Annotated in this window: 11 protein-coding genes and 1 pseudogene; 8 read left to right on the top strand and 4 right to left on the bottom strand. The window is 36.0% G+C overall.

Features of this window, described 5'->3' with window-relative positions:
* Positions 1-186 (bottom strand): helix-turn-helix domain-containing protein (locus ACFSR0_RS10380; protein WP_379982525.1); only part of this gene is annotated, 186 nt, incomplete at its 3' end.
* 258 nt (positions 187-444) lie between these two features.
* Here ACFSR0_RS10380 and ACFSR0_RS10375 point away from each other — a divergent pair.
* Positions 445-1,460 (top strand): annotated as a pseudogene (locus ACFSR0_RS10375) (anion permease).
* An 11-nt stretch (positions 1,461-1,471) separates the two neighbouring features.
* A complete protein-coding gene (locus ACFSR0_RS10370) occupies positions 1,472-2,095 on the top strand; it encodes a DUF47 domain-containing protein (protein ID WP_379982523.1) in 624 nt (207 codons plus the stop codon).
* Positions 2,096-2,150: 55 nt separating this feature from the next.
* On the opposite strand, the gene ACFSR0_RS10365 is transcribed toward ACFSR0_RS10370, so the two are convergent.
* The 3 genes from ACFSR0_RS10365 to ACFSR0_RS10355 form a co-directional block, all read right to left on the bottom strand.
* Positions 2,151-2,984, bottom strand: a complete 834-nt coding sequence (locus ACFSR0_RS10365) for an undecaprenyl-diphosphate phosphatase (protein ID WP_379982521.1) — start codon at positions 2,982-2,984, stop codon at positions 2,151-2,153.
* 163 nt (positions 2,985-3,147) lie between these two features.
* Positions 3,148-3,834 (bottom strand): histidine phosphatase family protein, encoded by a 687-nt coding sequence (locus ACFSR0_RS10360; protein ID WP_379982519.1) that lies wholly within the window; start codon positions 3,832-3,834, stop codon positions 3,148-3,150.
* Positions 3,835-3,990: 156 nt separating this feature from the next.
* Positions 3,991-4,611, bottom strand: coding sequence for an MBL fold metallo-hydrolase (locus ACFSR0_RS10355; RefSeq protein WP_379982517.1), 621 nt, complete (start codon positions 4,609-4,611; stop codon positions 3,991-3,993).
* A gap of 200 nt (positions 4,612-4,811) precedes the next feature.
* On the opposite strand from ACFSR0_RS10355, the gene ACFSR0_RS10350 reads away from it, so the two are divergent.
* The 6 genes from ACFSR0_RS10350 (at position 4,812) to ACFSR0_RS10325 (ending at position 10,711) form a co-directional block, all read left to right on the top strand.
* Positions 4,812-5,354, top strand: a complete 543-nt coding sequence (locus tag ACFSR0_RS10350; RefSeq protein WP_379982515.1) for a hypothetical protein — start codon at positions 4,812-4,814, stop codon at positions 5,352-5,354.
* Positions 5,355-5,418: 64 nt separating this feature from the next.
* A complete protein-coding gene (locus ACFSR0_RS10345; RefSeq protein ID WP_379982546.1) occupies positions 5,419-5,790 on the top strand; it encodes a phage holin family protein in 372 nt (123 codons plus the stop codon).
* Positions 5,791-5,826: 36 nt separating this feature from the next.
* Positions 5,827-8,190 (top strand): ATP-dependent DNA helicase, encoded by a 2,364-nt coding sequence (locus ACFSR0_RS10340; protein WP_379982513.1) that lies wholly within the window; start codon positions 5,827-5,829, stop codon positions 8,188-8,190.
* A 105-nt stretch (positions 8,191-8,295) separates the two neighbouring features.
* A complete protein-coding gene (locus ACFSR0_RS10335; RefSeq protein ID WP_379982511.1) occupies positions 8,296-9,222 on the top strand; it encodes a YitT family protein in 927 nt (308 codons plus the stop codon).
* Between the two features lie 67 nt (positions 9,223-9,289).
* The gene (locus ACFSR0_RS10330) at positions 9,290-9,625 is read left to right on the top strand and encodes a metal-sulfur cluster assembly factor (protein ID WP_379982509.1); all 336 of its coding nucleotides are present in this window, start codon (positions 9,290-9,292) and stop codon (positions 9,623-9,625) included.
* A gap of 654 nt (positions 9,626-10,279) precedes the next feature.
* The gene (locus ACFSR0_RS10325; RefSeq protein ID WP_379982507.1) at positions 10,280-10,711 is read left to right on the top strand and encodes a hypothetical protein; all 432 of its coding nucleotides are present in this window, start codon (positions 10,280-10,282) and stop codon (positions 10,709-10,711) included.
* The last annotated feature ends 416 nt before the right edge of the window (positions 10,712-11,127 follow it).

The raw sequence follows: 11,127 nt of genomic DNA, 5'->3' as shown, positions 1-11,127 counted from the left end.
GTCAAGTTGGCGCGTTTTTCCGCGTCTCAATTCGCGGGAAACAGTCGATTGACTGACTCCTAATTCGCACGCCATTTCAGCTTGTGTATAGGTGCCACATTTTGTCATTTGTTCTAATTTTCCACGTTGGATGTCAGAAAGGTGCTTAAAGTGACGATTTTCTGTGGTATAATTGGCTTTAGTCATGTAGATACCTCTTTCATACTTATGGTTTTGTCGCTTTTAAGTATAACGTATCTACATGATTTTTTTTGTTTATTTCTTTATGAATTTCATTTTACAACTTACCTTTGTTGTGATTTTGATTTTTTTCAGCTAAAAGCTAAAAACGGATCATTAAATTAACAAAAATAATACGTAAAATTTACAATATTTAAAATAACCGTTTTGATTTATTGCTTGCTATGGTATGATACTTACGAAAATTCAAATGGTGGTGAAAAAATGAGTATCGCCTTAATCGTTACAATAGTCTTAGTTATGGGGGTAATTTTTGTAAATGGTTGGACCGATGCACCAAATGCTATTGCAACCGCTGTCTCAACAAGAGTACTAAAACCAAATACTGCAATTGGGTTGGCAGTAATTATGAACTTTTTTGGTGCATTGGTGATGACTTATTTCAATGCTCAGGTTGCCGAAACAATCAGTAATATCGTTAATTTTGATTCTCAAGGTCTTCAAGCAGCTCAAGTAGCTTTGGCAGCATCGCTGTTTTCGATTGTTGTTTGGGCGGTAGCAGCATGGTATTTTGGTATTCCAACAAGTGAATCTCATGCACTAATCGCGGGCTTGACTGGTTCAGCCATGGCTTTAGGAGGAGTTGCAGCTGTCAATATGGCAGAATGGAACAAAGTATTAGTAGGTTTATTGGTTTCGACAATTATGGGTTTTTGTGGGGGCTATCTCATTACAAAATTGATTGTCATTTGCTTTAAGAACGTTCCAAGGAGAAAGGCCAATAAAATTTTTACTTACGGTCAAGCATTTGGTGCGGCCGCCAATGCTTTTTTACATGGTGCACAAGATGGACAAAAATTCATGGGTGTTTTTATGCTAGGCCTTTTTTATAATAATTTAGCAGAAAAAACAGGGAACGGTTTTACCATTCCTTTGTGGGTGATGGCACTTTGTTCACTTACCATGGGATTCGGGACATCTGTGGGGGCATGAAAATCATTAAATCTGTAGGTATGGATATGGTCAAGCTGGAAACATATCAAGGTTTTTCGGCTGATTTAAGTGCAGCGATTTGCTTGTTTCTCGCTTCTGTTTTTGGGATTCCTGTTTCGACGACCCATACGAAAACGACTGCAATTATGGGTGTCGGGGCATCGAAACGCCTTTCCAGTGTTGACTGGCGAATTGTGAAAGAAATGATTTTTGCTTGGGTCATGACATTCCCAGGCTGTGGGTTGATTGCATATTTTATGGCAAAATTGTTTGTAGCAATATTTTAAGGAGATTGAGAATGGCTAGAAAAAAACAATACAATTATTTTGAAAAGTTGAATGATTTGGCAGCACTTGTTCAAAAAGCAGCAATTTGTTTAGAAGAATTGGTTCAGAATTATTCACAGGAAAATTTAGAATTGTATTCTGAAAAAATACACAATTATGAACATCAGGCAGATACCATCGTTGATGAGATTACCAATGAATTGTATGACTCATTTATTACGCCCATTGATCGAGAAGATATTTTAGAACTTGCGACACAGTTGGACGATGTCCTTGATGGAATGAATAGTTTGACTTATTTATTTGAGAATTTAGCTATTTCAGCTATGCGACTTGAAACAGATCTGTTTGCGAATTATGTTCGACGAGCAAGCGATGGTCTCACTGTTGCAATGAAAGAATTTCCAAAATTTAAAAATTCAAAAAAATTAAAACAAATGATTCATCAAGTTACGGAAACTGAATCTGAAGCAGACCGCCTATTTAGTCGTTTGAAAAAGCAACTATTTACCGATGGAACGGATGTACTTGAAATTATTAAATGGAAAGATGTCTATGAACGCTTTGAATCAACGATTAACGATGCGGAATATGTAGCCGAATTGGTTGGTGGCGTCGTGATTAAAAACTCATAAGAAAAAGCTTTGAACACGTAGAAGTGACAGCCACCATACGTGTTCAAAGCTTTTTTTATAAAGCAATCAGCCAATAACCAATTAGGACAACGCCCAATACAATTCGATACCAACCAAAAGCGGTAAAATCATTTTTCTTAATGTAAGAAATCAAAAATTTAATTGCTAAAATCGAAACGAAGAAAGAAACAATGGTCCCTGTTAGTAAAATAAACGTATTTTCCATTGTGAAGCTATTTCCATCTGCAAAAAATTTAACAATTTTCAACAAGCTTGCTCCAAACATAGTTGGAATACCTAAGAAAAACGAAAACTCTGCAGAGATAAAGCGAGACGCACCTAGTAAGATTCCTCCTAAGATTGTCGCACCAGAGCGAGAAGTACCAGGTATTAAAGCTAGTACTTGGAAAAGGCCGATAAAGAAAGCTAATTTGTAGGTAATTTGATTAAATTCTGTAACTTTTGGAGTGATTGTCCGATTTCTTTTTTCAACAATAATAAAAGCAATCCCATAGATAATTAACATAAGGGCAACCGAAATGAAATTATAGAAATGCGCATCTAGCCAATCATCCAACGGCAGTCCAATAATAACTGAGGGGAGAATCGCTACAAAGACTTTGAACCACAAGGACCAAGTGTCTTTTTTTTCACGCTTTGATTTGCTTAGGGCAAAAGGGTTTAATTTGTTAAAATACAAAACGACCACTGCCAGAATCGCTCCTAATTGAATCACAACGTTAAACATTGTCATAAAAGCAGGTGATTCTTCCATTTTTAAAAGTTCATTTGCCAAAATTAAATGCCCCGTGCTACTTATTGGTAACCACTCGGTAATGCCTTCAACAATCCCAAAAATGATTGCCTTAATAAAATTTTCAATAAACATGTTTTCAATCCTTTCAAAATAGATACGATTTCATTATACACGTATACGTTTGTCAGGAACATAAAAAAACCATAAGTTTTTATTCAATGAGCAGGAAGGTGGTAAAAAAATGAGACAGCTTCCTTCTCAAGGAAAACTTATGGTGATTAGTCGTGCAATTTGGCTATTTTTCCATACCCTTTTTGATGTAATCAGTACTAGCAAATTCTTTTACAATGAACTTGCCATTTTCATAAAGTAGTCTTGTTACAGAACCGTTGTCAATATCAACCCGAACATTGTTTTCTTCATTAATGAGATGCATAAGAAAAGAGATGGTCAATCCATGGGAAACAACAACCGCTTTTCCACCACCATTTTTTTCAACACGATGAGCGATATCCTCAAAGCCACTCCAGACACGAGTGGATAATTCTTGATAGGTTTCTGCCCAGTTTGCCGTGTCTGCTGCATAAATTGCATTGCAAATATCTTCAAACGTTACATGATGGGCAATCATATTGTCATAATCTGGAAAATTCAGTACCCGAGGAATAACGCCCCACATTTCCGCATCATAGCCACCCTCTAGTGAACCAAAACACCATTCACGAATTCGCGCATCAGTGTGATAAGGAATTTCTTTACCATTTGGATGCTCTTTTAAAATCCTACGCATCGTTTCAATTGCTCGACCACTATCGCTTGACACAGCTTCAACAAAAGGAATATCACTCAATCCAGCACCTAAATATTGAATTCCTTCCACCCCAATTTTTGTTAGAGGTGTATCGCACCATCCTTGTACGCGTTGCAGGGTATTAAACATGGTTTTTCCATGTCGGACAACATATAATTCGGTTTTTTGCATAGTTATTCCTCCATTTCAAAATTTATCATTTTATGGGTAGTGATGATCGAATGGGCTTATGAGGCCCTCTTTCATCGGATTTAAACCCTTACCATTTAGAAAATGCTAATCACTGGCTTTAGTAACTATAAAAAAGATGAACAATACCGATAGAAATTAGTTAAAGAATGGATTAGTTGTTTTTTCGTGCCCAATTGTTGTTTTTTCACCGTGACCGGGAAAGGCTGAAAAATAATCTGGGAGTGAAAATAGTTGGGTCTGAATACTTTCAAGTAATTGTTCGAGATTTCCGGTGTACAGATCGGTTCTGCCGATACTGCCTTTAAATAAAGCATCACCGCAAACAACAAAATCATCAAAAATGAAGCTGACACTTCCAATAGAATGTCCCGGAGTGGGTACAACAAGAAATGAAAATGAGCCAATCGTGACTTGAGAATTGAGTTCAAATTCATATTCCGCATTTCTAGCAGTAATCGGTCCTAATTCTGGATGTCGACCGGATAAATTTTTCATTGGGTTTTGAAGCCAGTCCTGCTCTTGTGGACTAACGTAGACTGGAATGTGGTACGTATCACGAATTTCATCAACCGCACCAATGTGATCGTAATGGGTATGAGTGAGTAGAATAGCAAGTGGAACTGCATTTGTCTTAGTGATTGCAGCAACGATTTTTTTTGCATCTTCACCAGGATCGATAATCAACAATTCATTTTTTTGCCAGAGCAAATAACAATTTTCTCGAACTGGTCCGGTGACGATTTGCTGGATATTCATTGTGACGGCCTCCTTTTACTTATTAATCCTAGTATACCCTATCCGGAAAGAACTGACAAAGGGACAGGAGTTGAGCAAATGAAAAGAAAACAACGAAAAATACCTAAGAATAAACTAAATTTCTTCACACAAAAAAAAGCGTAACAAATTGATACGGTAAAATAAAGGCAAGATGTCGAAGAAATAGGAGGACCCATTCCATGAAGAGCTATCCGTTGTTTTGGCTTATGTTTATTGGGGTAATACTCTTTGCAGGCTGTCAAAAAGTGAATGAAAAGACGGTTCATGTGACAACAGAATCTGTAAAAGAATCTAGCATAATCGCCAATGAATCACAGCTATTGAATCAGAATTTCATGCTCATCCAAGCGGGTTCCGCTGAATTTCCTCAGAGTCAAGGAATCTTTGATATTCAAAAAAATAAGATGACAATCGTCAAACAATATGTACCGACAGACAATCCCAATATCACTAAAGAGTATGAATTAAAGGCGAATGCTCCTCAGGAAAGCCATCAAGTGGCAGAAGATGTCAGCAACACCTTTCCAGGAAAACAATATGACGCGAATCCGTATAAAGTTTATGAAATAGTTATCGAAGATATTACGGTCAAACTGGTTGATCGGCAACTGGTGATTAGCGGAGCAAATCATTATCAACAGATTTTTGTATTCCAAAATGCTGAAAATACTCAAGTGAAAGACCGAAATGGTGTTTTTTATGATGTTCGAACAAGTAAATAGAAAATTCTTTTGACATTTAGCTTTCTCTTTACGTTTATATAAGTAGAGAGGGAGTGAAATGGAAATGAAATTGATTTTTCAAGAATTACTTGATCAAGATGTGCTATATCTACTAGCATTGCTCTGTCTAGCCATGTTTTTAGATATGGTTAGTGGTATGATTGCAGCAAAAGTCACGCATGAATTTACTTCAAAGATTGGGATTAACGGAATTTTACGAAAAGTGAGTAGTTTGTTGTTGTTACTATTCTTCTTGCCTGTAAGTTTGTTGATCCCACTAAAAGCTGGTATTGGTTTGCTGTATACCTTTTATTTAAGTTATTTGTTTATGGAAATTCATTCGATTTTAGAAAACTATCAAAAAATGGGTATTGATGCGAAATGGTATCAGGATTTTTTTAAAACGATTCAAGAATATTTGAAAAAGCACCGTTAAAGCGCTATGATAAAAAGAAAAAAGAAGGATATGGTCATGCATCAAGAAAAAATTGCTGTTCGAAAATTGGTCGAATTCGTTTTGAAAAAGGGTAGTATTGACAATCGAATTGTCAGCACACATTCAGCATTAGAAGGTGCAGCCATCCATCGTAAACTTCAAAAGCAAGCGGTGGAGTCGGATTACCAAAAAGAAGTTTCTTTAGCGTTGGATACGGTGGTAGGAGAAGATCATTTGCTTATTGAAGGACGAGCAGATGGTCTTTTTCGTGTTGGTGAAGAGTGGACAATTGATGAAATTAAAACATCTGAAGTCGCATTTGAGCAATTGTCAGAGGAGACACTGGACCTATTTTTTGCTCAAGCAATGGTTTATGGCTATATTTTTGGAAAACAAAAAAAACTTGCACAGCTATCGATTCGTTTAAGCTATTATCAAACGACAGAAAAAAAGATAACTTATCAAATAAAACAATTTCAAATGAGTGAATTGACGGTTTTTTTTGAAAATCTTTTAAAAGAATATCATCGTTGGTTAGTTTTTAGGCGTAATTGGCGTCTTATCAGAAATGAATCATTGAAAATGTTGGTCTTCCCACATGAATCCTTTCGTCCTGGTCAACGTTCTTTCTCAGCTGTAGTTTATAAAACGATGAAAGCACATCGCACACTATTCGCAGAAGCGCCAACTGGAACGGGAAAAACCATGGCAACCTTGTTTCCATCTTTGAAAAGTTTGGGGGAAGAAGATGAGGATCATTTATTTTATTTAACAGCTAAAACAATCACCAGACAAGTTGTAGAGGATGCAATGCATCAATTGACTCTTCAGAATATAAAGAGCAAAACGGTTACCTTAACTGCAAAAGAAAAAATTTGCTTTTTAGATAAGCAAACTTGTAACCCGATTGATTGTCGATTTGCTAATGGCTATTATAATCGATTAAATGAGGCTTTATGGGACATATTGCATCATGAAGATTTTTTATCAAGATCTGTCATTGAAACGTACGCTAACAAACATGAGATTTGTCCTTTTGAGTTTTCCCTTGATATTAGTTTATGGTGTGACGTGATTATTGGTGATTATAACTATGTTTTCGATCCAAATGTTTATTTGAGAAGATTTTTTGATGAACCCTCAGAGAAGAATTTATTGTTGATAGATGAGGCACATAATTTGGTGCAACGATCGAAGGACATGTATACAACATCCATTACTCGTTCTTCATTTGAAGAGGTGATGACAACACTTCTATCATCACAACGAACGCTGAAAAGAGCCACGCAAAAAATTCTCAATGAGTTTGATGCGATTGCGTTGTATGGGAATGAAAATGGCTGGACAGAGCACTATCAAAAAGCAAAATCTGATACATTGGATCGATTGTTGCTTCAATGGACGGGAAAAGTCAAGGAGCAGCTTGCCATTACTGATAATCAAGGTGGAAATGAAGCTTTGCTGGAAACTTATTTTTCAGCATTGCGTTATTTAAAAATCAGTGAACTTTATGACTATCATTTTGAAACAGCTGTGACCATCAAGAAAGTTCAAGAGGTGACAATTAGTCTTGTCTGCTTAGATCCAGCACCATTTTTGGAAAGTAAAATGAAGCAGGCGGAAGGAACCGTTCTTTTCTCAGCTAGCTTCCAACCTCTTGAGTATTATCAGACAGTTTTGGGGGGCAATGAGCAAAGTGTTCGGTACAGAATTAGGAGCCCATTTAAAACGGAACACCAACAAGTGCTTGTTCATGGAGGAATTGAAACGACTTTTCGAAAAAGGGAGCAGTCCATTCATTTACTTGTGGAAACACTATTCACTTTTATTGAGCAGCGCAAGGGAAATTATATGGTGTTTTTTTCTTCGTATGCTTATTTACAGCAAGTTCAAGAAGCATTCATTCTTTCCTATCCGAAAATTAGAGTTTTAGCGCAAAATGAAAAGATGACGGAACAAGAAAGAATGCAATTTTTGGCAGCTTTTCAAGAAAATCCACAAGAAACGTTGCTTGGTTTCTGTGTGTTGGGGGGCGTTTTTTCTGAAGGAATTGATCTTAAGGGAACACGGTTGATTGGTACAGCAATAGTCGGTGTAGGACTTCCTCAAATCAATCAACGTCAAGAACGTTTACGCTCATATTTTGATGATCTTGAAAAAAATGGCTTTAATTACGCTTATCGTTTACCTGGAATAAATAAGGTCATTCAAGCAGGTGGGCGAGTGATAAGAGATGAGAAGGATTATGGTGTTATTCTGCTAATCGACGCGCGGTATTTGCAACCAGCCTATCAGCAATTAATGCCAGAGTCTTGGTACCCACAAATTATTTGTTATCAGAATCAAACACTCAAGGAAAGACTTAGAAACTTTTGGGGTGAAGTGGATTCAATTCTGTGAAAATACTAGTTGAATGATAAGAAGTTGCTAAAAAAAAGCAAGAGAAGCTTTTCAAGATTCTTCGTTGTTGCTATTCTTCACTTATATTGTTTTGAGAGGAGTATCATGCCAGTGAAGTTAGCTGTCAACACTTACAATGATTTAGGTAAGAAACTGTTTATTATTATCGTTACGGGGATAACGGGATCACTAGGGTTAAATTTTTTCTTAAATCCCGGTAAAATTATGTCGGCCGGTTTAAATGGCCTATCACAAATTATCGTTGCATTTGCTGAACAGACATTTCAAATTCACCTGAGTATGGGACTATTTATTCTATTATTGAATATTCCCGTTTTTATCGCTGGTTTTATTCGATTGGGTGGAACGGCTACTTTTTTTAGTTTTTTAAATGTGATTGTTCTTTCGCTTTTCACAATGATCTTACCTGAAGGATACGTTACCAATAATTTGTTACTGAACGCTTTAGTTGGTGGTGTATTGATAGGAATTGGCGCAGGTCTGTCGTTAAAATTTGGATTTACAACCGGTGGAATGGACATTTTATCATTAATTTTTTCCAAAATAACTGGTAAGACAGTCGGCAGTTATATGATGATTTTAAATGGCATTATTGTGCTACTTGCAGGATTGCTTTTTTCTTGGGAAAGTGCGTTATACACGATTATTTCGATTTATGCGATGAGCCGTGTGGTAGATACTATCCATACTAGTCATCAAAAAGTGACAGCCTACATTACAACGAGGTATGCTGATGAGGTAGGGAAAAACATTTCTGCACACGTTTTTCGAGGGATGACTCTTTTTCCTTCAATTGGTGGGTATTCTGGGATGAATAGTCAAACGATTATGATTGTGATTACTCGTTATGAATTATATGACTTGGAGCAAGCAGTATTGGAAGTGGATCAAAATGCTTTCATAAACATTGTTCCAACACAATCGATTGTTGGTCGGTTTGCTTCTGATGATGAACAACGAATTTTTAAAGCAACAGGTTCGTTTCCCGAGTTAAAAATACACAAACGATAACCATTTATTTACAAATATGAGAAAAACAGGTATGATTTGCGTATGAATGTTGTAGGAGGAGATTGGAATGAGCCAACCTTATACAGAGGAACAAATAGAAGAAATTAAAGAGCGAATCTTATTAGCTTTGGAAACAGTGATTGATCCGGAGTTAGGCATTGATATTGTGAATCTTGGCTTAGTATATGAAGTTGAATTTAATGGTGAAAATGGTCATACAATGATTAAAATGACCTTAACAACAATGGGCTGTCCTTTGGCGGATGTCTTAACAGAAAGCATCCATGATGCCTTGTCTGAAGTCGAAGAAGTCGGTGAAATCGAAGTGAAGTTAGTTTGGTATCCAGCGTGGACGACGGATAGAATGTCAAGATACGCACGGATTGCTTTGGGGATAAGATAAGCTTGCATGTTAAGCTTTCTAGCGTGTTCTTGCAAGACTATTTTCAAAAAAACTTAATAAAGATCCATTTTATCAGTAATCCCAATATTTGAAAATAACGTTATTTATTAATAGACTTTCTTATTTGTCACACTCAAACGATGTGAGTTTAAGGAGGTCTTTTTTTGTATAGAAGCACCATTTTTTTCAGAATTGAAAGAGCTTGAGCTGTCTGAAAGAGAGGGTTCACAAAGGATACTATCAAAAGAAATCAAGATTTTGTTTGTAGATTTTTAAACTATGTAAATGGGAATTTTATCGTTGAATAGGTTGACGTGATTCGATAGAAACTTTTTGTAGAAATGCTATTCTGTCATAATATATAAGCACTCACGCTTCGAAAAAATGGTAGTTGACTCGCTTTCTGTAAAGTAATCGGTACCAAATGATGGATATCCATGCTATACTTATTACATGTAGATGTAAGAGAATAGAAGCAGTCCTAAAATTAGTTATTCGCCGGAAAATAGGTAGCCATTATTAATGGGGATAGAGGCCATGCTGTAAAGAAAAATGAAACGAAGTGTTTAGTGGTTTGATTCCCCAGTAACAATTGGTAAAAATTAGAATGATCTTTTTATAATCTTCATAACTCGCATTTTTGGGGGGATTTTCATGAGAGTAATGACTAAAAATGAAAAAATAGATATGTTGTATTCGATTATTTTAATGATGATTTTTTTGTTCGCATTGTTTATATGCAAAGTCTATAATTTTTATAGGGAATGGACTTCATTTTTCTTGTTTATGGGGCTCATACTTTCAGTCAATTTCCCTTCTGCAATCAGAAGGAGAAAGCAATACAAAAAAATTGAAGCTTTACGAAAAATATTAAACTTGTCTATTGAAGAAGTAAGAGCAATCGCGGATATTGGTAGATACGATTTAACAGATTGGAAGTGGAATAGAGCCTATATTTCACAAAGAAAGTTATACAAATTAGAAGATGTGTTGGAGAAAATGTACTTCAAAAAATTCGATAGAGAATTTGTGTTAGATAATAAAAATCAGGTCAAATCAACTAGTCTCACAAACAATAGTTTGTGAGACTATAAAAATGAGTACGAATGAAAAGATTGAGTAAAACCATGCATGCAATCAACTGTTTTTCAGATTTAAATGGTAATGCATCCATCTGTAACCTTTTACGTGCCGCAAATTAGTATCTTTGGGGAAACCGAGTAGTGGTGGGTGATGTCTTTCATAGAGATTTTTTCTTTAAGTCAATGGCAGTGGCGAACTTCAATGGTTGTGATATACGGCAATTCTCACTATATATTTAATGTCTACTGAACAAATGGCGCATCTCTAAAAGTCATTTTGAATACAGCTAATTGTTTCCAAAAATAAAATTTTTGGTTTTTTTCAAAAAAAGTGTGCAGAAAATCTGCCGTCAATTTTGACAGATTGAGTGCGATAACGCTTAGAGCTATGCTCGTAAGAGTCGTTCCCTTTAACTTTGT

Source organism: Enterococcus camelliae (assembly GCF_042685105.1).
Classification (GTDB): domain Bacteria; phylum Bacillota; class Bacilli; order Lactobacillales; family Enterococcaceae; genus Enterococcus_G; species Enterococcus_G camelliae.
The sequence above is the reverse complement of the archived record's forward strand: the minus strand, read 5'-3'. Positions and strand labels throughout refer to the sequence as shown.

Bases quoted from the DNA above. Each gene is read 5' to 3' on its own strand.
- ACFSR0_RS10330 (WP_379982509.1), top strand. From the start codon at position 9,290: ATGAGCCAACCTTATACAGAGGAACAAATAGAAGAAATTAAAGAGCGA.
- ACFSR0_RS10370 (WP_379982523.1), top strand. From the start codon at position 1,472: ATGGCTAGAAAAAAACAATACAATTATTTTGAAAAGTTGAATGATTTG.
- ACFSR0_RS10335 (WP_379982511.1), top strand. From the start codon at position 8,296: ATGCCAGTGAAGTTAGCTGTCAACACTTACAATGATTTAGGTAAGAAA.
- ACFSR0_RS10350 (WP_379982515.1), top strand. From the start codon at position 4,812: ATGAAGAGCTATCCGTTGTTTTGGCTTATGTTTATTGGGGTAATACTC.
- ACFSR0_RS10360 (WP_379982519.1), bottom strand. From the start codon at position 3,834: ATGCAAAAAACCGAATTATATGTTGTCCGACATGGAAAAACCATGTTT.
- ACFSR0_RS10325 (WP_379982507.1), top strand. From the start codon at position 10,280: ATGAGAGTAATGACTAAAAATGAAAAAATAGATATGTTGTATTCGATT.
- ACFSR0_RS10340 (WP_379982513.1), top strand. From the start codon at position 5,827: ATGCATCAAGAAAAAATTGCTGTTCGAAAATTGGTCGAATTCGTTTTG.
- ACFSR0_RS10345 (WP_379982546.1), top strand. From the start codon at position 5,419: ATGAAATTGATTTTTCAAGAATTACTTGATCAAGATGTGCTATATCTA.
- ACFSR0_RS10365 (WP_379982521.1), bottom strand. From the start codon at position 2,984: ATGTTTATTGAAAATTTTATTAAGGCAATCATTTTTGGGATTGTTGAA.
- ACFSR0_RS10355 (WP_379982517.1), bottom strand. From the start codon at position 4,611: ATGAATATCCAGCAAATCGTCACCGGACCAGTTCGAGAAAATTGTTAT.